This is a genomic window from Paenibacillus dendritiformis (assembly GCF_021654795.1).
In the GTDB taxonomy this organism is placed as follows: Bacteria; Bacillota; Bacilli; order Paenibacillales; family Paenibacillaceae; genus Paenibacillus_B.
Map to the genome: position 1 here is coordinate 5,957,334 of NZ_AP025344.1, position 21,358 is coordinate 5,978,691.

Below are 21,358 nucleotides of genomic sequence, written 5' to 3' on the forward strand. Positions count from 1 at the left end.
TTCATTAATGCTCGATCGATTGATGTACGATTTATTGATACGCGATTGAGTTAGACAAGAAGCTTTATTTGGTGCTGTACACGAAAGCCTGCATAATATGCCGCTGTGCCAGAACGAACAGCAGCAGCGCCGGAACGACGAGCATCAGATTGCCTGCCATCAGCACGTTCCACGCGCTGATGCCTTCCGTCTCCTTCAGCATCGCAATGCCCACTGGAAGTGTCCGCATCGCCGCCTGATTCGTCATAATAAGCGGCCAGAAATAATCATTCCAATGGTATATGAGGCTGAACAGCGCAAAGGTCGTCACGGCCGGCTTCGCCATCGGCACCGCGATGCGCCACAGGATCGTCCATTCGGTCGCATGATCGAGCCGGGCCGCCTCCATCATATCTTCCGGTATCTGCAAGAACGCTTGCCGGATGAGGAAGATGCCGAAGGCGCTCGCCCCGAATGGAAGAATTAACGCCCACAACGTATTGATTAGATTCCACCCGCTCATCTGCACATAAATAGGAAGGAACACGACCTGCGACGGGATCATGAGCGCCAGCAGCACGAGGCTGAACAGCAGTCCCCTCCCCTTGAAGCGGAAGCGGGCGAACGCATAAGCGGCCGGAATGCCGGTGAGCAGCTGCAGCGCCAAAATGCTGACGGCGACAATCACATTGTTCAGCACGTAACGGCCGAACGGACCCGAGTTCCACGCCGCAGAGAAGTTGTCCCATCGCCATTCCTGCGGGATCCACGTTGGCGGGAACTGCAGCACCTCGGGCTTTGATTTGAAGGCGGTCACGAGCATCCACAAGAAGGGAAAGAGGAACATGCCCGCGATCAGGGCGAGCGCGGCGGCTTCCAGCAGGCGGAAGGGCCATCTGCGTACCAGGTTGTGCATATCGGCAGCCTCCTTTTCTTGTTTTTTAGCGGTAATGAACCCGGCGCCCGAGCAGAGCGAAATGCGCGAGCGTCACCAGGCCGACGGCGGCCAGCAGCAAGACCGAGCCGGCAGCGGCATACCCGCCGTTGAAGAACTCCATCCCCTGCTCGTAAATGTAGTAGACCAGCATGTTGGTGCTGTTCACGGGGCCGCCCTGGGTCATGATGCTGATCGTATCGAAGACCTGAAAGGAACTAATCGTATTCATGATGAGCAGAAAGAACAGACTGGGCGACAAGAGCGGAATCGTAATCCGCCACACGACGCGCCAGCGCGACACGTTATCCAGCAGCGCCGCTTCATGAATCTCGCGCGGGATGCTCTGCAGACCGGCAATCAGTACGATCATGTTGTAGCCGACCCCCTTCCAGAGCGCGACGAGAATGAGCGAAGGCAGGGCGGTGGCCGGATCGGCGAGCCACGGCAGGCCGGAAATGCCGAGTGCCTCCAGCACGGTGTTCAGCAGGCCGTACTGGGGATCCATCATCCACAGCCACAAGATCGATATGGAGACGAGAGAAATGATATGCGGGCTGAACAGCATGCCTTGAATGAGCCCGAACCTCCGTGCCGGACGGTTCAGCCACAAGGCCAGAAACAGAGCCAGCAGCAGCCCGAGGCCGACGGTCGCCGCCGTGTATATCGCCGTATTGGCGACCACATGCGCGAAGTCGGGATCCGCGAGCAGCTCGCGGTAATTGGCCAAGCCGTACCAGGAACGGCTCGCGAGATTCAGCAGAGACCAGTCGAAGAAGCTCAGAACAAAGACGGACAGCATCGGATAGAAAAAGAACAAACCGAGAAACAGAAATGCCGGGCCGATATATACATAGGGCCGGATTCTCTCCCACAGGCGGCGGCGACGGACGGCAGCATTGTTCTCCTCCATGGCATGCCGTGTCCGCTCTGCGGACAACAGCGCTCCCCGCCCGGGCATTACAGTCGATTTCACGATAGGCACCCCCAATCATCAGCTGCGCAGCGGCCTGTACCTGCCCATGGGCGCTTGCCCGCTTGGAACAGGAACGGCCTGTCATCTCCCCCAGCATAGCGGAGAAATGTAAAGCCCATATCAGAGGCTTGTAAAGGGTTCCTGCATTTTTTGCAAAGAAATCATAAAGCCGCATCGAGTTAAGCATTGCGGTCTGGTTCCCGATTGTATAAGATGGGAGAAAGTTCGCAACAATAAGAAAAAAACACCGGAAAACAAAACAATTTTAATATTTTTAAATTTTGGGGTTGACTGTGACTTATATCACATCTAATATTTGGTCTTGATGTTACAATCATGGTGTAAAACGGTTAGTTAAATTTTTCACAAAGTATTTTTGAATAATGAAAAGGTGGGGACGGGTTATGAAAAAGAAAATTGCGTTGCTTTTGTCTGCTGTATTAGTAGTAGGCATGCTGGCAGGCTGTGGAGATAAGAAAGAAGAGACTACAGCACCAAATACGGAGACGACGACTCCGGCGGATCAAGGCCAAGCCCAAGGCCAATATAAAGATGGCACGTATCATGCCGAAGCCGGCGACTTCGACGAGAAGTCCGGTTGGAAAGATACGCTCGATATCACCGTGAAAGACGGTAAGATTACAGAAGTGAACTGGGACGCCGTCAATAAAGAAGGCGGAAAAACGAAAAAAGAGCTGGGCGAAGAGTACGGCATGAAGAAAGCCGGTTCCGAACTGGAATGGAGCGAGCAAGCGAAAAAAATGGAAGAAGAGCTGATCGCGAAGCAAGATCCTGCGGCCATCGCAGTGAAAGATGATGGCACCCAGGATGCAATCTCCGGCGTATCCATCCACGTCATCGGCTTTGTGAAGCTGGCTGAGGAAGCTCTCGCTTCGGCTAAGTAATCTGGCTTCGATTCAGGATTGAATATAGAGCTCCGCAGTAAGAGAGTACGGTGGCCTACGGGCACAGATGACGCTTGATAGCATTCATCCTTGCTCTCCTGCTGTCGGGGCTCCCTTCATGATATAGTTTAATTTTGAACCAACGCAATTCATACTACATCGTTATGCAGGGGTGAAACCATGAAAGAGATCGTTGTGTTGGGCGCAGGCTACGGCGGTGTCCTGACGGCGAAGAAGCTGGCCAAACGGTTCAAAAAGGATCAGGATATCCGCATCAGGCTGATTGACCGCAAGCCGTTCCATACGATGATGACGGAGCTGCACGAGGTCGCCGCGGGGCGCGTTGACGAAGATGCCATCAAGATGGATCTGAAGAAGATTTTCGCGGGCCTCAAGGTGGACATCGTCCTGGACGAAATTGCGAACATTGATTTCAAGAGCAACAAGCTCGAGGGAAAACACGGCACGTACAAGTATGATCATCTTGTTATCGGTACCGGATGTAAACCGTCATTCTTCGGGATCCCGGGCGCGGAGGAGCATTCCTTCTCGCTGTGGTCGTTCGAGGATGCGGTGAAGCTGAAGCAGCAGATCCGCCAAATGTTCATGGATGCCACGAAAGTGAGCGATCCGGAACTGCGCAAGCAGATGCTGACCTTCGTCGTCGTCGGCGCCGGCTTCACGGGCGTGGAAATGATCGGCGAACTGGCGGAATACCGCGAGCAGCTGTGCCAGGAATTCTATGTGGATGAATCCGAAGTTCGTCTTGTCGTGGCCGATATGGCACCGAAGATTTTGCCGATTCTGCCGCAAAATCTGATCGACAAAGCGGATAAATATCTCCGCAAAATGAAAGTCGAGATCATTACCGGAACGAAAATTTCCGGCGTGACGCCGAACTCGGTTATTCTGGGCGAGGACAACGAAATCAAATCGAGCACGGTGATCTGGACGGCTGGGGTCGAAGGTTCCGATCTGGTCGGCAATCTCGACGTGCAGCAGCAAGGACGCAAGCGCATTTTGACCAATGACAAGCTGCAGTCCGTTGATTATGACAATGTCTATGTTGTCGGCGACAACATCTTCTATATTCCGGAAGGCGAAGAGCGGCCCGTCCCGCAAATGGTCGAGAACGCCGAGCACTCCGCCGGCCTCATCGCCCACAATCTCGTATGCGACATCAAGGGCGGCACGCAAAAATCGTACAAGCCGGCCTTCCACGGGACGATGGTCTCCATTGGCGGACGCTACGGGGTTGCCGCCGTGGGAACGCCGAAGAAGCTGTTCCATTTCTCCGGCTTCCTGGCCATGTTCTTCAAGCACATGATTAATATCGTGTACTTCTTGCAGGTACTTGGTTTTAATAAGGTCTGGACTTATTTGATGCACGAGATCTTCCACATCGAGAACCGCAGAAGCTTCGTTGGCGGCCACTTCTCCAAGCGTTCGCCGAACTTCTGGCTTGTGCCGCTGCGGATCTACATCGGTGTCATGTGGTTGATGCAAGGTTGGGAGAAAGCGGCGAAGCTGCTTAAGGATCCTTCCCAAATGTTCTTGATTCCGCCGAAGGCGATGGATGGCGTGACGGCGGCTACGGAAGCGGTCGACGCGGTCCATTCGACCGTAGACGCCCAGACGGCCGCATCGGCCGTAGAAGGGGCAAGCACGGCGATCAAGGCTATTCCGGTGCCGGATTTCCTCAAGAGCATCGTGGATTGGTCGATGGATTTGATGTTCTATACGCATGACGGCGGCTACACGACGCTGGCATATATTTTCCAGGGCTGCATGGTAGCGGCCGAGGTTGTCTTCGGCATTATGCTGATTATCGGCTTGTTCACGGCGATTGCCGCGATCGGAACTTGCGCGATGGGCGTCATGATCTACACGTCCGGCATGGCTCCTTACGAGATGTTCTGGTACTTCTTCGGCGGCATCGCGTTGATTGGCGGTTCCGGCAGCACCTTCGGCGCGGATTACTACCTGTACCCTCGCCTGAAGCGAATCTGGAAGAAGATTCCGCTTGTCCGCCGCTGGTACCTGTATACCGATTAATCGGGACCCGGACGATATAACATTCATTGACAACGGCAAAGTAATGTGTCCCTGCGTCACATTACTTTGCTTATTTCTACAGGGAAGCGGGGGGTTCCCATGAACCGGCAACTTATGAAGGATACGATTCAGATGCTTGAGCAAGAGCTTCCGCCGCTGGCCGGCATCCGCATTACGGCGGGCTCGGACGAACGCTACCTGTCCGATATGGCGCGAACGCTGGACGCTTATGATATGACAGCCGAGGAACGGCGCCTTCTGTTAGGCTGCTATTGGCTGCTGCGTCAAGCGATGCGGACGCATCACCATGTTCCCCAGGACGAGCGTCTCGCGGGGAAAGCGGTGCTCGACGGCGACTTCTTGCTCAGTCTGTACTACCAGTTCGCCGCGCGTCACGGGTTAACCGAGCTGATAGCCGATATGGCTACGGTCAACAAGCGGATTCAAATACGGCGGGCAGAGGGAAAAGGTACGGAATCGGAGCTGCATCGGCAGATGTCCCGGTTCCTGATGAAGCGTTACAAGCAGGTGGCATATGAGGTCATTTGACGGCACGCTGCATGAACGCCTTCATATCCCGCTCGCCCGCATCAACCGCGACCTGGAACGAATTGTGCTGCATGACCCGGATGTATCCTCCCGATCCATCGTCGCGCTCAGCGTCATGGATCTCATCCGCGCAGGAGGCAAGCGTCTGCGGCCGATTATGACGATCGTCGGCAGCCGGTTCGGCTCCCGTCCCGAGACGGACAGCGTCTACCAGTTGGCCGCGATGGTCGAAATGGTCCACGCCGCCTCACTCGTTCACGACGATATTCTGGATCAGGCAGAGACGCGGCGCGGACAGCCGGCCCTGCATCGCAAGACCGGGGTCTATTCTGCCGTCCATATCGGAAACTATATTATGTGCCGCGTCATGGAACTCGCCGCCGCCAATGGGCAGGAGGCGGAGAAATATATCCACGAGCTGGCCTCGGTCACGACGACCCAGCTCTGCCTAGGCGAGTACCAGCAGATGGAGCAGCGCTTCAATCTCGAAATCCCGCTGGAGGCGTATTGGGAGAAGACACGCAACAAGACCGCCCTGCTGATGGCCACCTGCCTGCAGCTTGGCGCCAAAGCAGCCGGCGCCGCTCCGGACGTCGTGGACAGCCTGTACCGCTTCGGCGAGCTGCTCGGCATGGCCTTCCAGATTCGGGACGACATCATGGACTTCACGGCGACCGCCGAGGAGCTGGGCAAGCCGGCAGGCACCGACCTCCGCAACGGTCATGTCACCCTGCCCGTCATCCTGGCGATGAAGGACGAGGCCACGGCCGGCAAGCTGCGCGAGCTGCTTCGCCCGGACGCCTCCGAAGCGGCAATGGACGAGGCCATCGAGATCGTCCGGCAGAGCGGAGGCCTGGAGGAAGCGCTGGCGGTAAGCCACCGGTTCATGAAGCAGGCATGGGACGTGACGGAGCAGTTGTCCGCTTTTCCGGCGCATGCCGATCTGCGCACGCTCTGGTCTTATTTCGAGGCGCGAACGTATTGACCCGTACCCGGCAGAAGCCGAATCTCTTGGATACAGGAGGTTCGGCTTTCTTGGGTTTCCCGAATAATTCAACTGTTTACTCTTTTGTCCATTGGGGCAAGGTGGTATTATTATGTTATTGCGCGCAGCCTGTCTGCCAATCGCAATCTGCATCTTAGATGAAGGAGGATCGACAGTGAAGCCTCGCCGATTTGTATTGGAAGCCGTTATGCTAGCGGTATACGGCCATTTATTTGAGCCCCGGCGGCCCGTTGAATATGTAATCCCTTATACGACGATCATGGAATTGTACGAGATGCGTCAGGAGGGCGAGCAGGTCATGCCCGACCCGGAAGAAGACGTATTCGCCAAGCAGCAGATCGAGCAGCTGATCACCTATTTCGAGAGCGAATTGAACAAAAAGAAGATCGAACGGGCCTTAACCGCCCCTTGGCGGACCAGCCCTCCCCTTCTCTTGCGCGATAACGTCTCTTGCGTCATCATCAACGCGATGGACAACGCGCGCTACGGAGAACTGTTCGATCCGGTGGAGACGGAGCTCATTCTCACCTCCATGCGCGAGCAGGCTCCTTTGTTGACGGATCAGTTCGAATTTGTCAGCCGGCTCATCGCCAATGAAGTGCCGATTCCGATCTACGACATCGATGATTTCGACTATGCCGTCGAACAGGAAGACTTCCCTGACGACACCGGCATGCATTAGCACCAGCCCGCCCCTTAAGCTAGCAAGAGGCGGGTTTTTGCATGGGAAGGGCGCTAGCGCTTGAACAGCTCTTTGTCGTATTTCTCCTTAATATTGCGGTAAACCACCTCATCCTCCCTGGAGTATCCCGTAATATCGACCGGGTTTCTTTCAATCCGATCGCTAACTGCAACCACGAAGCGGGTATCGTTGTAAGGAATGGGCTTGAGCTCCTCCCGCATCTCTTGTCCATCCACCGCTTTCACGGTAATATGGTCGATCGCTTCGTCATACAGGACGGAGGTAAACATAACGCTCCCATTCTTTGAACTCGTATGCCAATACACTCGCTTTCTCTCTGGCGCCCCTCTCGGAATATAAAGATAATTAATTTTGGAATCCCCTGCTTCGGAACAGAAAATATGCGTAGAGTAATGATTATCCGTGATAAACGTGACATGATGTGAGTTGATCTTATACGTTACGAGGGAATCCCGATTGAGCTGATACTTGGAGCCGATATACGATTGATAGGACTCTACAGGATCGCGGTTCATCATCATGAGGGCTGGGCCTATGAGGACAGCGACAAGAATAAAGCAACCGGAAACCAGAATGATGCTTCTCTTCTTCATCACGACCACCTTTCTTCCCAGAAGAAAACAAGAGGAGTCTCCCCCTCTTTAAAAATTCATGTACGTCCTTTTCTCACGTAACCAATGATCATAATCTTTACTAAAGCTAATCCTACAGACCAGGGTCCAACGCTTATAGTACTACATTAATGCGCGAGCAGGCACCTTTGTTGACGGATCAGTTCGAATTTGTCAGCCGGCTCATCGCCAATAAAGTGCCGATTCCGATCTGCGACATCGATGATCTCGACTATGCCGTCGAACGGGAAGACTTCCCTCACGATACCGGCATGCATTATCACCAGCCCGCCCCATAAGCTGGCAAGAGGCGGGGCTTTGGATACATCCAACCTTACTTGAACAAACTTTTGTCGTATTTTTGATTCACGTTCTTGTACACGACCTTATTCTCCTTAGAGTATCCTGTTATATCGACAGGGGATTGCTGGATTCGATTGTCAACTGCAATCACGAAGCGGTAATTATTGTACTGAATCGGGTGCAGTTCCTTGCTCATCTCCCGACCGTCCTCCGCCTTCACGGTAATCCGGTCAATCGCCCCGTCCAGCAGGACAGAGGTAAATATGACGCTGTCTTGACGTGCGCTAAGGTGCCAATGCACTCTCGTATCTTCAGGGGGCCAAATTGGAAAATATAAATAACCAAGAATAACATTCTGGGGATTTGAATAGAATACAAGCGTTTCCCCGTTGCTATCCGTGAAAAAATCGATATGATGCGAGTTGATCGTATACGTCACGCGGGAGTCCCGGTCTAGCTGGTGCATGGAACCGGCACGCGACTGAAACGGCGCTATCGGATCGCGGTTTATTATCTTGATGACGACGACGGCGAGAATAACAGCAAGAATTAAGAAGCCCGCGATCAGGGCTCTTTTTCGCTTGTTCATGTAGACCACCTTTCTTTAGCAAGCAGAAAAAAGAGGAGTTGCCTCCTCTTTAAAAACTCATGTAAGTAGGTTCGTCAAACTTCCAACTATCGGATTCATTTGCAATGCCAATCCCTATTGAAAATGGTCCGGCACTTATACTGTTAACATATGCTCTGCCCCATGTGTGTGCTACAGTCACTTTAAACGAAATCGTTGTTCCTGGTCGCGGATAACCATCGGTAAAATTAAAATAATACCACATTAAATGTCTATATCCGTTATATTGCTCAAACTTAGGAGGATTGACTCTTGCAACTTGGACAGTATCTTGAAAAGAGTATGCTGCACCTCTCCTTTCTATTTCCTTATCTGCTCTATATGACCAATCCGTTTCAGTCAGGGTACCGTGCGTTATTGTAAAAACTTTGGAGAGATAACATTGATATCGCGATGCAATGAGAATAATCCTATTCCGTCTTTCCCTCCCACATCTATCGTTCCGTGGCAGGAAAGCGGACACTGTACATCATTGTAGAAGTTGGTGTTTTTCCACATCCCCGCCATTTCAATAACATGCAGTCCCACTTTGGAGTCATAATAGATTGTAAGCTTATCCAGTGCATAATCTCCTTTTGTAGATAAAGGAGTCACTGATTGCTTCTCCTCTTGACTAACCTTGATAAGACCCAATTGTTGATAGCCCTTCTCCAGCTTTTCAAGTTCCGCTTGTGCAGATAAAACTTGTTCCGATTGCATTGTAAAGTGCTCTGACATTTCATCCAGTTTTGCCTTCGCCTTTGCAACCGCCAAGAAATGCCTTCCAACCTCTTCACTTCTCTTCTCAACTATTAGTTCTTCTTCTTTTGAAAGCTTCCCTTTGTTTACTCGTGAACCATCTTCAGTTATGTTTCCTTGTGCAAAGACTGTGCTGGAGATACAGAGCATTGCAACTAAAAAAAACATAATGATTTTTCTCATTTCCAACCTCCTAAGACAAATATTTCAATAATATTATATTGTATGAAATGGGTAAGATATATAGGCCTTTCATCCCAATATTTGGTTAATTAGGTTAACCTTTCGCTATGCCGTAAAACGCGATACTACAAACTGCTTCTAAACAGTCATCTCATATTTGACGCTTTCGCCATTTATATGGTAAATTGAAGTCGATCTTAGTTAGTCAGTTAAATAACTAATTAAGGTGAACCTAATTTCCTTCAAGGAGGGAGCCTGACATGGCCAAGCCGAATATCGTCTCCCGGGACATGCTGCTGCAAGCGGCCCGGACCTGCATCGCCGAGCGGGGACCGGAGCGAACGACGCTGCGGGCCGTCGCGGAGCAGGCGGGCGTGACCCAGGGGACGTTGTTTTATCATTTTCGGACGAAAGATCAGTTGTTGATGGAGGTACTGCGGGACTGGTGCGAAGCATCCTGGGCCGAGATGCCAACCGAATCGGCTGTGTTGGCGGATGCGTTGGCATCCGCACGCAGCCGCTGCGGCTTCGATTCCCCGTACCACCGCCTCTTCTTCGCCATGATGGCGCACAGTCTGCATCAGCCGGCGATGCAGGCGCCGCTTCGTCAACTGCTGGCACGGGAGAACGAGCAATTAGCGAAGCTCCTGGAGAGCCGCATCCCCCAGCCGAGCAGCACAGAGGAAGAGAGCGGAAAAGCGGCGGAGCGGCCGAAGGCTAGGCAAGGCGCTCTGTCTCCCGCGCGGCTGGCGCCGCTTCTGAACGCGCTCATCGACGGAATCGCGCTGCAGGCACTGCTGGACCCCGATTACCCGGTCGATGAAGTCTATCGCGATGCGGAGGTATGGATACGGGCCATGCTGGATAAGGATGTGACCTTATAATTCGAGTCCAACAGCATTTCATTGCATTAAGGAGGATGGAGCTATGCGCTCGTTTATTATATGGGGATGCCTAGTCTGGATCGGGGCGACTGCCTCGTTCCGCTGGTTCGGCGGATGGTTGATTCAACCGGCAAATCCGGGGTGGATGATACTGTTCTACTTGCTCACGATACCGATTGTCGCGGCCATTACGCTCCCGCTGTACCGCGGCAAGCGTGCTGCAGGATTGAATCTTCCTGCCGCGGCCGCCGCCATTGCGGTGCCTGGGATGCTGCTTGATATCATCAGTCTCAATTGGCATTCGTCGCTCTTTCCTTCGATGCCCGCCGCCTCTGTCCCCGCCTTCGCCGCCTGGCTCATGTGGGCTTACGGACTCATTCTGTTAAGCGGCTGGGCGGGTATCCGGCGGCGCCAGAGTAGTCAATAGACTAATTTTCCGAGCTAAAAACATCGATGCCAAGTTCAGATGGCACGTCTAGAGCCTCTCTTACGGGGAGCTTGGGCAAAGCGAATTCGTTAGCGATGACCTCTTCGATCTCGGCAACCGAATGCAAGGTGTTCTTGTCAGTCCTGCCGTCTGAATGACGAATGCCGAATTGATTGTCGACTAAGGAGACGCTTCTGCCCCGGCTCAACTGCCAAAGCGGGCATCTGAGATCTGAGAATGGTCATGAACGCCGTCCCGGCCGTATTCGAATTTAGGATAATGTCGTGGAAATCTGGAAATTCGCTTTTTAAGTTGACATTAAAATGCCACTCTTTCCCGTTTTGTTTGCCCTGCGTATACCTTACCTATTTATAGGGGCCTGTGTCCACAACAAAGAAAAACACCCTTCGCGGGTGCTGTTTCTTATAGTCGGTGAATGTTGGTTTTTGTCCGTGTACGTTGGAAAATCGAAAGAATTGTCTGTAAATAGTGGACACTGCTTCGAGAATGAGACCGTTTTTCTCAAGCCCCGAAAACACTATATAATGTGAGTTTACAATTCACATCTTCTATATATCGATTTTTCTTACGCTCAAAGCTTAACACCCTTTTGTCTACTTATGTGTGGACACTTTAGTAGTTTTTCCACAAACAGAGGACTATGCCCACATTCTCCTATTTCTATCCCTGAAACAATCAAGACTGATATTCACGCCAAACCTCGTCCTCATCTCTGACTCAGAGCAAAAAGAAATCAGCCATCGTGCAAAACAGAATCAGCATGCTGATGACCTGATTCAGGTTGTAGGAGGCCATGTTCATTCGCTTCCGGCTGCTTGGCCGGACGATGCGGTGCTCGACCGCAAGCAGCACGGCGGAGGCCGCGATGCCCGTCAAGTAGATCCAACCGAGCCCCCGGATGAAGAAGAGGGCGAACAGCACGGCCAGCATAATCGTATGGAGGCCGCGGGCGATGAACAGCGCATCCTCGTAGCCGAATAAGCTCGGTACGGACCACAGTCCGGTCTTCCGGTCGAACTCGATATCCTGCGTCGCATAAATAATATCGAAGCCGGCAATCCAGAGCATCACCACCAGGCCGAGCAAGAACGGCGTCAAGGCAAGCTCCCCCGTGACGGCGAACCAGGCGCCCACCGGCGCGGATGCAATCGTGAAGCCGAGATACAGATGGCAGAGCCAGGTGAACCGCTTCGTATACGAATACGAGCAGATGAGCGCGATCGCGACCGGGGACAGCCAGAGGCAGAGCGGATTCAGCATGCCTGCCGCGAAGATGAAGACGGCGAAGTTCAGCAGGATGAACGCCGTCACCTCCCGCTCCTGAAGCAGCCGCTGCGGCAGATGGCGGTGGGCCGTCCGCGGGTTGGCCTCATCATATTCCCGGTCGGCCAGCCGGTTGAAGGCGTTCGCCCCGTTCCGCGCCGCCACCAGCGCGATAAGCGACCACAGCATCACATGCGCGGACGGCAGGCCGCCGGCGGCCCATACCATCGAGATTAGCGCGAACGGCAGCGAGAACAGGGTATGCGAGAACATGACGAGCTCGCCGAACAGCCGGGTCTTGCGGTATAGCTTCTGAATCCAGATCATTTCTGACTCCCCCAATATCAATCATCCAGGCTTCGGTTCCAGACCAATTGCCGGAGCCATGGCAGCCCGCACGGAACGACCGCTGACAGGCCCGCGGCGGCTCCTTGGTCTGAGCATGGCCTATACACATCGTGCCGCCCTCGAACCGCAATTATACATGCTTGCCCCGGACAGTGCTGATGCCTCAATGGCTCGATACGGCCGGGGCGCAGGAACGGCCGATAGCGGACGCTTCAATTTCCGATTCCATGCTTATGCGCTTATGCTGCGATGCCGCCCAGGACGCCGTCCAGCGCTGCCAGCATCGCATCGATATCGCCCGTCTCGACGACGAGAGGCGGCTGGAACGCCAAGACGTTGCGGCCGATGCCATTCTTCCCGATGATGAAGCCGCGTTCCTTCATCGCTTCCAGCACGGCGTCGGTCAGCGCGGCGTTGTCCGTTCCCGCCGGACCCTGCAGCTCAGCCCCGATCATCAGTCCGCGGCCCCGCACGTCCGCGATCACCGGGTGCTTCCGCTGCAGCTCTTCCAATCCCTGCTTCAGCCGTTCGCCTAACCGGGATGCCCGCTCGACCAGACCTTCTTCCTCGATATAGTCCAATACGGCCAACGCCGTTGCGGACGAGACCGGATTGCCGCCGAAGGTCGAGGCGGACGGGCGGGTGAAGCTCGCCGCAATCTCGTCGGTCGTCGCAAAGGCGCCGATCGGCACTCCGTTCCCGAGCGCTTTGGCCATCGAGACGATATCCGGCGCGACACCGTCATGGTCGAGCGCGAACATGCGGCCCGTACGGCCGAAGCCGGTCTGAATCTCATCCGCAATCAGCAGCACGCCATAGGCATCAAGCAATGCCTTCACTTCGCGGAAATAGCCTTCCGGCGGCACGATGATGCCGCCATTGCCCTGAACCGGCTCGACAATCATCGCCGCATACCGCTCTGGAGCCGCCTCCAGCGCCTGTCTCAGCGCCTCCAGCGAGCGGCGCATCGCGGACTCCGCGTCCAGACCCGGCTCGTACGGCCGCGGAATGAACGTGACGCCGCTCTCATCGAGATGGTCGTCGGCCCGCCACATCGGCAGCCCGGTCACGCCCATCGTGAGCCAGGTACGGCCGTGCAGCCCGTACTCCAGCGCCAGGAAATCGCGGCGCTTCGTATGCAGCCGGGCCAGGAGCAGCGCGCCCTCGTTGGCCTCCGAGCCGCTGTTGCAGAAGAACGTCCGCGACAGCCGGCCCGGCAGGATCCCGTTCGCCAGCCGCTCGGCCAGATCAACCATCGGCTGCGTCAAGTATATCGTCGTGGTATGCTGCAGCGTCTGCAGCTGCTTCACCGAAGCCTCCACGATGCGGGGGTTGGAGTGTCCGCAGGCGACGACGGAGACACCGGCGAAAAAGTCCGTATACCGGCGGCCTTCATGGTCGTACAAGTATTGCATGGATCCGCGCACAATCTGCGGGGGCCGCCGATAGAAATGCTGCGTGCAAGGGTAGAAATAAGCCCGCCGCTTCGCGAGCACGCCCTCCGGCCCGATAAAGGCGCTCCCTTCTAACCCGCTTGTTCGGTTTTCTTTCTGTGGTTCGTTCTCGATGTTTGTCATCGCGCAACCGCTCCTTCCTTCTGTCCGGCTGCTTCCTTATGATTCGTCATTGCCTTCCGTTTCGTTGCCGCACTCGGTTTCGTCGACGTTTTCGACTGCGATGCGGCCTTCGATTCCGTCGGTGCCTTCGATTCCGTGGCTGTCGTCGAATCTGCCGCAGGCTCCGCTTCCGTCTTCGCTTCCGCCGGGCCCTTCGGCTCGCCCATCGGGCGGTCGAATTGCAGCGCGCCCAGCGTATATCCGGCATAGACCGGCTTCATGCCGCGATAGATCTCCTCGCATTGTTCAAGTTCCTGCAGCGCCGTCCGGTAAGCCTGCACGATGCCGCGCAGCTGCTCGGACGTATACGATTGCCCTTCAATCCGGAAATGGTTCACACCAGCGGAGTGGAGCTCGGCGAGAAACGGCATGTAACACAGCTCCTTGCACAAAGCGAGATGGTTGCGGCCGCGGGCGTCCCGGTAGACCGGATTCTCCCCTTTGTCCGTCATCAGCACGAGATAACGGTTGTCGACGTAGCGGTTATCCTCCTGGCTGATCGGCTCCAGCACCTCCGCATTCTCATACAGATCAAGCTCCAGATACATGACGACCGGAGAACCGTGCACGATCACCTCGACCGGCACCGGGCTCTGCTCCAGCAGCAACGCGAGATCATGCAGCGGCAGCTCCAGCGACGCCGTTATCCGCTCCAGACCGAAGCGCTCGTGATAGAATTCGGCTGAACGGGCATTGTACACGTTCAGATTGACATCTCCGATGAGCGGCAGGCCGGCATCGCGGAAGCGGCGCATCGCGCCCAGATTCGTGACGAGCAGCCCGTCCAGGCCGCTGCGATCCTGTGCCAGGGCATGGCTGTATTGCTCCATATGCAGTCCGTCCATCATGCGCGGCAGGCCGAGGACCACCTTCGACGCGCCGGCGGCGCCGGCAATCCGTTCTATATCGCCGCGCGTGAACGGCCGTGCCGGCTGGAACACGTCTCCCGCGAGATAGACGATATCGGCGCCCGCTTCCAGCGCGGCCTGCGCCTGTTCGGCATCGTTCACATGAACGGAGAGCTGCGGGCGTTCGGTCCGGCGGGACGGGGTACGCACCTCCGCCAAGGCGGCCTTCACTTGCTCGATGCGCTCCACCTTCATTTCCCGTTCGGCGGTCGGGGTGCTGAACACTTTGCCCGTGCTGTAGAACTTGCCGGTTCCTTCATAACGGGTATTGAGATAATCCAGTCCGGGCTTGCCGAACGCATAGGCCGTCGTAAAATCCCGCTTCCGGTTCTCGAACAGCTTGCGGCTGTCCTGCGAGCGCTCAAAGCCGACCGGATCGGCGAGATAGCGGTCGATCGCGTCACCGTAGCTGTTCACCAGCAGGCGGAGGAACTCGGCGTCACGCATCCGTCCTTCGATTTTGAAAGAGGTGATTCCCGCTTCGATCAGCTCCGGAATATGCTCATACAGATTCATATCCTTGGCGGCCAGCGGATATTCGGTCGGGTACACGTTGCCGTCCTTTTTCACGCGGTACTCCCAACGGCAAGGCTTCATGCAGCGGCCCCGGTTGGCGCTGTTGCCGAACAGCAGCGAGCTGTAGTAGCAGTTGGCGCCATGCACCGTGCACATGTCGCCATGGACGAAGTACTCGAACTCCATGCCGGTCTTCGCTTGCAGCAGCTGCGCCGTCCGAAGATCCATCTCCCGGGAAGCGACGATGCGCGTCACGCCGAGCTCCTGCAGCGCGCGAATCATTTCCTCGTTATGCACGTTCATCATCACCGAGGCATGCACGGGAAGCCGGGTCAGGTTCATCTCCTTAATCAGCGGAAAGACGGCCATATCCTGGGCGATAATCCCGTCCGGACCAACCTCGTTCAGGAATGACAGGTACCGCTTCGCTTCCTCGATGTCCTCGCCGTTCAGCAGATTGTTGACCGTCACATAGACGCGCTTGCCCCGTTCATGCGCCATCTCGGCGGCCGCCCGAATCTCGTCGCAGGACAGATTGTAGCCCTTGCGCATCATTCGCATGTTCAGCGACGGCCCACCGAAATATACCGCATCGCAATTTGCCTCTATCACTTGTTTGAAAATATCAAACGTGCCTGCCGGGGCCAGCAGCTCGACCTCTTTGCCGTGAAAATATCTAGCCATGCCCGTTCCTCCTATCCCCTGTTCCATGCTTTCTAGTTTTATTTTCCTAATTTTAAATATATCAGACTTTGAGATATTTTATGTGATATTTTTCACTTGATAGGCTGTACTTATAGAAGAGGTGGCGATCTATAGCCGATCCGATCACCACCATGAGATGAACAGCAGCAGGACAAGGAACGACGCGATAAACAGCGTGTCCGGCGTCCGCCATACGAGCGTGCGCAGCGACGTGCGCGGCGCATGCAGCACATATCCCCGGGCCTCCATCGCCTGGACCAGCTCCTCGGCCCGCCGGAACGCGCTGACGATGACAGGCACCATGAGCGTCATGACCATCTTGCCCTTCTGGACGAAGGAGATCTCGTGGAAATCGGCGCCGCGCGAAGCCTGCGCCTTCATCACTTTGTCGGCCTCCTCGAATATGGTTGGTATGAAGCGCAGCGAGATGCCGATCATCATCGACCACTGCTGCGGCGAGCCGCCGACGAAGCGCAGCGGCTTCAACACCCGCTCCAGCCCGAGGTTGAGCTCGACCGGCGTGGTCGTGAATGTCAAAATCGCGGTAAAGCTAACGAGCAGCGCCATGCGCCATACCGCGTAGGCCCCGTAGGTAACGCCTCCGGTCGTAATGTTGAGCTTGCCCGCATTCACCAGCGAGTTGCCGCTCTTGTCGAATAAGATATAGAACAGGAACATGAAGGCCATAATGAACCAGAGCGGCCGCGACGCCCGAAAATAACGGGTTAAGGAAATGCGCGAACTCACCATCACCAGCAGGGCGAATCCGCTCAGCGCCGCAAGCTCCGCGAACGCCTCAGCCATAATGACCGTGATTAGAAAAAGGACCATCGCCACCAGTTTCCCCCGCGGATCGAGGCGGTGAATCCACGAATCCGCGGCGACATACCGGCCGAGCAACATTTTGGCTTCCATCTGGCTAGTCCCCCTCCCTGCTGTCTAATGGGCGTTCCGCGCTTCCGCCCGCCTTCATGCCCAACCGCTCCGCAATCCAATCGGCCCAGCCTTCCGGATCGGCGGGCAGAGCATCGAGCGGCGCGCCCGTCTTCTCCGCCACCAGCGCCGCGAGGCGCAGCGTGGCGGGAATCTCGATACCGGCCGCCTCCAGTTCCTCGGGCCGGCGGATCAGCTCCTGCCGGCCGCCTTGGAAGACGATGCGGCCTTCCTTCATCAGGATGAAGCAATCGGCATGCGCGAACACTTCATCCAGGCGGTGCGTCACCATGACGACCGCCTTGCCCTGCCGGGCGCACAGTCCGTGCAGAAGGCGAATCAGCTCCGCCCGGCTTATCGGGTCCAGCGTCGCCGTCGGCTCATCCAGCACGAGCAGCTCCGGATCCGAGGAGAGCACCGTCGCAATCGCTACCTTGCGAATCTGGCCTCCGCTCAGCTCGAACGGGCTGGTCTCCAGCACCGAGGAGGGCAAGCCTACCATCGCGAGGGCCTCCCGCGCCGCTTCGGCTGCTGCCTCGGGCTTCGCCCCGAACTGAATCGGCCCGAACATCAGGTCCCGTTCGACCGTCTCCTCGAACAGTTGGTGCTCGGGGAATTGGAACACGAGACCGACCCGGCGGCGCAGCGGCTTGAGGCCGGACTGCTTCGCTCCGCCCTCGAAGGTATATTCCAGCACCTGCAGCTTCCCGGAGGTCGGCTGCAGGATGCCGTTGAAATGCTGCAGCAGCGTCGATTTGCCGGAGCCGGTCGACCCGAGCACGACCGTGAAGCCGGAGCCGACGGCAAAATCCAAATTCTGCAGCGCATGGACCGGCGGCTGTCCCTGCGCCATATAATCGTAGGTTAATCGTTCGGCGTGCACGATGGCCATAAGGCGTTCACCAACTCTCTCTCGTCATTCGTCGAAGCGACCGCCACGCCGCGCTCCCGCAGCGCTTGGGCCACCGACCAGACGAACGGGGCCTGCAGCCGGCACTCCCGCATCAGCGCCTCATCCGCGAACAAAGCCTCGGGGGCGACATCCGCCGCAATCTTCCCGTCCTTCAGCACGATCGCGCGTTCGGAGGCCATAATCTCTTCCGCATCATGCGTAATCGAGATAATCGTATATTTGCCGCTCGCATGCAGCTCCGTCCAATATGCCGTCATCTCCCGCTTGGAGCGCTCGTCGAGCATCGAGGTCGCCTCGTCGAAGATAAGCACCTCCGGCTCCAGCACCATCATGCCGGCGATGGCGGCCCGCTGCTTCTGACCGCCGGACAGCTGCGCGGGATGGCGGTCCAGCAGCGGCTCGACGCCGAAGCGCCGTGCCGCGTCCGCCAGCCGGCGCTCCATCTCCGCCAGCGGCAGGCAGCGGTTCTCCATGCCGAAGGCGATATCGTCCCGCACCGTCGTCGCGAAAAATTGATTGTCCGGATTCTGGAACAAGAAGCCGACGCGGCGGCGAATCTCCTCCAGACTCGCTTCGGTTAGCGTCAGGCCCGCCACCGCGATGCGGCCAGCCTGAGGGCGGTGCAGGCCATTGAGCAGCTTCACCAGCGTCGACTTCCCGGAGCCGTTGGGGCCGACGATGGACACCCATTGCCCCTGCGGAATCCGGAGGGACAATTCATCGAAGAGCAGGCGGTCAGGACGGTACTGGTACCGGACACCGGACAAGACGACCGCGTCATCCGCTCCTTGGGCGTCCGAGCCTCTCTCCAGGCCGACGGGCGCAGGTTCCGCGGCCGCCCCGGGCGCTCCGCTCGCTGGGATATCCGAAGCGAGCGCGTGATTCCGTTCAAGCGCCGCCTGCCGGTTCGCATCCGCCGCCGAGCTGTCGATCTGCGGCGTCAGCTTGTCGAAGAGCGGCAGCTTCGCCAGCGCCGCCACAATGTACTTCACGGCAATGCCGATGAAGACGCCGGTCACCACGCCGGTTATAAGCAGCACCGGCAAGTAGTAAAAAATATTGGCGGTGCGGAATACAATATACGCCGCCGTCAATTGGCCCGCGTTATGCGCCGCGCCGCCCACCACGGAAATGCCGATAAGGCTGACATGATCTTTTCCGATTTTCAAAATGGCATACATGACGGCGAAGCTGAACAGCGATCCGAGGAAGCTGAACAGAAATGCGGAGAACGTCCCCAGCAACAAGGTCATCAGCAGCGTCTTCAAGATGACCAGCATCAACGCGTCGCGGCCGCGCAGGAAGTAGAGGCAGGCGAGAATCATGACGTTCGCGAGCCCCAGCTTCGCGCCGGGAATCGGCATAATCGTCTGCACGGGCAGCATCGCTTCCACGAAGCCGAGCACGACGGCCACGGCGCTAAAAATCGCGATAATCACCGCCCTTTTCAAGGCTTCCGAAGAAGCTTCCCCCTTCCGCCAGGCCAGGCTATTGTACGACCGCATCAATCTCATCCTCCCCTGCGCCGTCCTCGCTTACCAGCTCGACGAGCACACGATGAGGGATGCAGACGATCGTGCTGTTCGGACGAGTTACGAAGCCAAAGGACAGACATACTTTATCCGGGCAATCGGCCTCGAACATTTCAATGCCATAGTCATGAACCTTCAGTATATTTAGTCCTTTGCTTGTTTCGACTTTTATAATCTGCTCTTCCTTCGTCAGTTCTACTTTTTGATACAATTCTCCGTCCACCGTAATATTGGCAAACACCTTTGAATTGTGCAAATTTTCACTTTCTTGTTGAAACAGCCATTTCGGCACAAGAAACGCCAGCGCCGCGATGACAATGACTCCGATGAGAATCAGGTCTCCACGTTTCATTGCAATGACTCCTTGGATTAAATTTGAATAGTTTATCTTTTGCCATTATACAACTCCCGTCCCTCATCATCAATGAAGTTCCATGTCCATCCGATGACATCTGTCCATGACCATGGATGACGCCCGCGGACGAAGCCCCGCCGGAGCGGGATCGTAACGGGCTTCCTTGCAACTCCATCCGTAACTGTTATAATAAGCGTGTTCCGCAAGAGAGCTTCGCCGCCACGGGAAGCTGCGCGAACCGATATCCAGTCAGTCTAACCGAACGGGGGAATTGAGATATGACACACCTAAGACGGCTGCCGCTTCGAAGCTGCCTCCTGCTGCTCGTGGCCTTCATCCTCGTGCTTGGCGGATGCGCCAAGGAGAATTCCACGAATGCCGGCTCCGGAACGTCTTCGATCAAGCAGCAAACTTACTTTATTTTCGACACGATCGTGACGGTCAAAATATATGATGAACGGGCGGGGGACACCCAATTCAAGGATATCGAAGCGATTCTCAAGGAGATCGACCATAAAATGAACCGCCAGGACAAGGAGAGCGAAATCTCCAAGGTCCAAGCCGCTTCGGGCAAGCAAGCCGTGGCGGTCTCCCAGGATACATTCGATATTATCGCCACCTCGTTGGACTACGCCAAGCGAACCGGCGGCATGTTCGATCCGACGGTCGGCCCGATTGTCGATCTGTGGGGCATCGGCTCGGAGCATGCCAAGGTTCCCGATTCAGCCGAATTGAAGCAGAAGCTGGATCTGGTGGACTACCGGGACGTCACCCTGAATCCGGACAAGCGGGAAGTGAAGCTCGAGAAAGAAGGCATGGAGCTTGACCTCGGCAGCATCGGCAAAGGCTATGCCGCTGACCGTATCGCGGATTATTTGCGCGATTCGGGATTCGAGAGCGCGATCGTCGATCTCGGCGGAAATATTTTCGCCGTCGGGCCGAAGCCGGGCGGCAAGGATTGGATCATCGGAGTACAGGATCCGGATGAGACGCGCGGCAACCAGATCGGCAAAATGACGGTGCAGAACAAGACCATTGTCACCTCGGGCGTATATGAACGGTACTTCGTCGAGAACGGCAAGCACTATCACCATATTTTGAACCCGAAGACCGGGTATCCGATAGAGAATAACCTGAGCAGCGTCACGATCGTAACGAGCAGCTCGACGCATGCCGATGCGCTGTCCACCTCGACATTCGCTCTCGGACTGGACGAAGGGATGAAGTTCATCGAATCTAATCCGGAAGCGGAGGCGATTTTCATCACGACCGATCACAAAGTGTACTGCACGCCGGGCATTAAGGATATTTTCGAGCTGACAAATAGCAATTACACTATCGTCAAGCAATAATCGCTTGCTGCCTGC

At 56.0% G+C, this 21,358-nt stretch carries 21 protein-coding genes; 9 read left to right on the forward strand and 12 right to left on the reverse strand.

The features are described 5' to 3' along the window. Positions 1–64: 64 nt before the first annotated feature. Entirely contained in the window at positions 65–895 is an 831-nt protein-coding gene (locus L6439_RS26465) for a carbohydrate ABC transporter permease (RefSeq protein ID WP_168179192.1), read from the reverse strand. A gap of 25 nt (positions 896–920) precedes the next feature. Next, positions 921–1,826 carry a carbohydrate ABC transporter permease gene (locus L6439_RS26470; protein ID WP_237096966.1) on the reverse strand — a complete coding sequence of 302 codons (906 nt, stop codon included), beginning with the start codon at positions 1,824–1,826 and terminating at the stop codon, positions 921–923. 467 nt (positions 1,827–2,293) lie between these two features. Between L6439_RS26470 and L6439_RS26475 the strand changes: the two genes are divergently transcribed. The 5 genes from L6439_RS26475 to L6439_RS26495 all read left to right on the forward strand — a co-directional run bounded on the left by L6439_RS26475 (position 2,294) and on the right by L6439_RS26495 (position 7,086). Beyond that, positions 2,294–2,794: an FMN-binding protein gene (locus L6439_RS26475; protein ID WP_168179191.1), complete on the forward strand. Its 501-nt coding sequence runs from the start codon at positions 2,294–2,296 to the stop codon at positions 2,792–2,794. A gap of 180 nt (positions 2,795–2,974) precedes the next feature. Then, entirely contained in the window at positions 2,975–4,849 is a 1,875-nt protein-coding gene (locus L6439_RS26480; RefSeq protein WP_168179190.1) for an FAD-dependent oxidoreductase, read from the forward strand. Positions 4,850–4,948: 99 nt separating this feature from the next. After that, the gene (locus tag L6439_RS26485) at positions 4,949–5,398 is read left to right on the forward strand and encodes an adenylate kinase and related kinase (RefSeq protein WP_168179189.1); all 450 of its coding nucleotides are present in this window, start codon (positions 4,949–4,951) and stop codon (positions 5,396–5,398) included. Then, positions 5,385–6,383 carry a polyprenyl synthetase family protein gene (locus L6439_RS26490; protein ID WP_168179188.1) on the forward strand — a complete coding sequence of 333 codons (999 nt, stop codon included), beginning with the start codon at positions 5,385–5,387 and terminating at the stop codon, positions 6,381–6,383. Before L6439_RS26485 ends, L6439_RS26490 begins: the two co-directional genes overlap by 14 nt. Positions 6,384–6,558: 175 nt before the next feature. Beyond that, complete coding sequence (locus L6439_RS26495) at positions 6,559–7,086, forward strand: ADP-heptose synthase (protein ID WP_237096659.1); 528 nt, start codon at positions 6,559–6,561, stop codon at positions 7,084–7,086. 53 nt (positions 7,087–7,139) lie between these two features. On the opposite strand, the gene L6439_RS26500 is transcribed toward L6439_RS26495, so the two are convergent. Beyond that, a complete protein-coding gene (locus L6439_RS26500; protein ID WP_213469825.1) occupies positions 7,140–7,376 on the reverse strand; it encodes a hypothetical protein in 237 nt (78 codons plus the stop codon). A gap of 494 nt (positions 7,377–7,870) precedes the next feature. Between L6439_RS26500 and L6439_RS26505 the strand changes: the two genes are divergently transcribed. Next, positions 7,871–8,017: a hypothetical protein gene (locus L6439_RS26505; protein WP_168179163.1), complete on the forward strand. Its 147-nt coding sequence runs from the start codon at positions 7,871–7,873 to the stop codon at positions 8,015–8,017. Between the two features lie 35 nt (positions 8,018–8,052). Here the strand turns inward: L6439_RS26505 and L6439_RS26510 are convergent, their stop codons facing one another. Both L6439_RS26510 and L6439_RS26515 read right to left on the reverse strand, forming a co-directional pair. Continuing rightward, the gene (locus tag L6439_RS26510) at positions 8,053–8,610 is read right to left on the reverse strand and encodes a hypothetical protein (RefSeq protein ID WP_213469824.1); all 558 of its coding nucleotides are present in this window, start codon (positions 8,608–8,610) and stop codon (positions 8,053–8,055) included. Between the two features lie 393 nt (positions 8,611–9,003). Then, positions 9,004–9,570 (reverse strand): hypothetical protein, encoded by a 567-nt coding sequence (locus L6439_RS26515; protein WP_213469823.1) that lies wholly within the window; start codon positions 9,568–9,570, stop codon positions 9,004–9,006. A 260-nt stretch (positions 9,571–9,830) separates the two neighbouring features. On the opposite strand from L6439_RS26515, the gene L6439_RS26520 reads away from it, so the two are divergent. Both L6439_RS26520 and L6439_RS26525 read left to right on the forward strand, forming a co-directional pair. Next, positions 9,831–10,454, forward strand: coding sequence for a TetR/AcrR family transcriptional regulator (locus tag L6439_RS26520; protein ID WP_213469822.1), 624 nt, complete (start codon positions 9,831–9,833; stop codon positions 10,452–10,454). Positions 10,455–10,497: 43 nt separating this feature from the next. Next, positions 10,498–10,881, forward strand: a complete 384-nt coding sequence (locus L6439_RS26525) for a DUF5367 family protein (protein ID WP_213469821.1) — start codon at positions 10,498–10,500, stop codon at positions 10,879–10,881. Between the two features lie 738 nt (positions 10,882–11,619). Here the strand turns inward: L6439_RS26525 and L6439_RS26530 are convergent. The 7 genes from L6439_RS26530 to L6439_RS26560 form a co-directional block, all read right to left on the reverse strand. Then, positions 11,620–12,492 (reverse strand): UbiA-like polyprenyltransferase, encoded by an 873-nt coding sequence (locus tag L6439_RS26530; RefSeq protein WP_168179181.1) that lies wholly within the window; start codon positions 12,490–12,492, stop codon positions 11,620–11,622. 260 nt (positions 12,493–12,752) lie between these two features. After that, positions 12,753–14,090 (reverse strand): aspartate aminotransferase family protein, encoded by a 1,338-nt coding sequence (locus tag L6439_RS26535; RefSeq protein WP_213469820.1) that lies wholly within the window; start codon positions 14,088–14,090, stop codon positions 12,753–12,755. After that, complete coding sequence (locus L6439_RS26540) at positions 14,087–16,237, reverse strand: peptidase U32 family protein (protein WP_237096660.1); 2,151 nt, start codon at positions 16,235–16,237, stop codon at positions 14,087–14,089. Before L6439_RS26540 ends, L6439_RS26535 begins: the two co-directional genes overlap by 4 nt. Positions 16,238–16,381: 144 nt before the next feature. Then, entirely contained in the window at positions 16,382–17,173 is a 792-nt protein-coding gene (locus L6439_RS26545) for an energy-coupling factor transporter transmembrane component T family protein (protein WP_213469819.1), read from the reverse strand. Positions 17,174–17,177: 4 nt separating this feature from the next. Then, a complete protein-coding gene (locus tag L6439_RS26550) occupies positions 17,178–18,083 on the reverse strand; it encodes an ATP-binding cassette domain-containing protein (protein WP_213469818.1) in 906 nt (301 codons plus the stop codon). Further along, positions 18,056–19,609, reverse strand: coding sequence for a Gx transporter family protein (locus tag L6439_RS26555; protein WP_213469817.1), 1,554 nt, complete (start codon positions 19,607–19,609; stop codon positions 18,056–18,058). Before L6439_RS26555 ends, L6439_RS26550 begins: the two co-directional genes overlap by 28 nt. Continuing rightward, positions 19,593–19,988, reverse strand: a complete 396-nt coding sequence (locus L6439_RS26560) for a NusG domain II-containing protein (protein ID WP_168179177.1) — start codon at positions 19,986–19,988, stop codon at positions 19,593–19,595. The genes L6439_RS26555 and L6439_RS26560 overlap by 17 nt, the downstream gene beginning before the upstream one ends. Before the next feature lie 281 nt (positions 19,989–20,269). Here L6439_RS26560 and L6439_RS26565 point away from each other — a divergent pair, with 281 nt between their 5' ends. After that, positions 20,270–21,343, forward strand: a complete 1,074-nt coding sequence (locus tag L6439_RS26565) for an FAD:protein FMN transferase (RefSeq protein WP_168179176.1) — start codon at positions 20,270–20,272, stop codon at positions 21,341–21,343. Positions 21,344–21,358 lie beyond the last annotated feature (15 nt).

Coding starts and splice junctions, on each gene's coding strand:
- L6439_RS26535 (WP_213469820.1), bottom strand. CDS start 14,090: ATGACAAACATCGAGAACGAACCACAGAAAGAAAACCGAACAAGCGGG.
- L6439_RS26485 (WP_168179189.1), top strand. CDS start 4,949: ATGAACCGGCAACTTATGAAGGATACGATTCAGATGCTTGAGCAAGAG.
- L6439_RS26480 (WP_168179190.1), top strand. CDS start 2,975: ATGAAAGAGATCGTTGTGTTGGGCGCAGGCTACGGCGGTGTCCTGACG.
- L6439_RS26470 (WP_237096966.1), bottom strand. CDS start 1,826: ATGGAGGAGAACAATGCTGCCGTCCGTCGCCGCCGCCTGTGGGAGAGA.
- L6439_RS26500 (WP_213469825.1), bottom strand. CDS start 7,376: ATGTTTACCTCCGTCCTGTATGACGAAGCGATCGACCATATTACCGTG.
- L6439_RS26465 (WP_168179192.1), bottom strand. CDS start 895: ATGCACAACCTGGTACGCAGATGGCCCTTCCGCCTGCTGGAAGCCGCC.
- L6439_RS26555 (WP_213469817.1), bottom strand. CDS start 19,609: ATGCGGTCGTACAATAGCCTGGCCTGGCGGAAGGGGGAAGCTTCTTCG.
- L6439_RS26520 (WP_213469822.1), top strand. CDS start 9,831: ATGGCCAAGCCGAATATCGTCTCCCGGGACATGCTGCTGCAAGCGGCC.
- L6439_RS26530 (WP_168179181.1), bottom strand. CDS start 12,492: ATGATCTGGATTCAGAAGCTATACCGCAAGACCCGGCTGTTCGGCGAG.
- L6439_RS26545 (WP_213469819.1), bottom strand. CDS start 17,173: ATGGAAGCCAAAATGTTGCTCGGCCGGTATGTCGCCGCGGATTCGTGG.
- L6439_RS26540 (WP_237096660.1), bottom strand. CDS start 16,237: ATGGCTAGATATTTTCACGGCAAAGAGGTCGAGCTGCTGGCCCCGGCA.
- L6439_RS26525 (WP_213469821.1), top strand. CDS start 10,498: ATGCGCTCGTTTATTATATGGGGATGCCTAGTCTGGATCGGGGCGACT.
- L6439_RS26510 (WP_213469824.1), bottom strand. CDS start 8,610: ATGAACAAGCGAAAAAGAGCCCTGATCGCGGGCTTCTTAATTCTTGCT.
- L6439_RS26475 (WP_168179191.1), top strand. CDS start 2,294: ATGAAAAAGAAAATTGCGTTGCTTTTGTCTGCTGTATTAGTAGTAGGC.
- L6439_RS26550 (WP_213469818.1), bottom strand. CDS start 18,083: ATGGCCATCGTGCACGCCGAACGATTAACCTACGATTATATGGCGCAG.
- L6439_RS26560 (WP_168179177.1), bottom strand. CDS start 19,988: ATGAAACGTGGAGACCTGATTCTCATCGGAGTCATTGTCATCGCGGCG.
- L6439_RS26565 (WP_168179176.1), top strand. CDS start 20,270: ATGACACACCTAAGACGGCTGCCGCTTCGAAGCTGCCTCCTGCTGCTC.
- L6439_RS26490 (WP_168179188.1), top strand. CDS start 5,385: ATGAGGTCATTTGACGGCACGCTGCATGAACGCCTTCATATCCCGCTC.
- L6439_RS26515 (WP_213469823.1), bottom strand. CDS start 9,570: ATGAGAAAAATCATTATGTTTTTTTTAGTTGCAATGCTCTGTATCTCC.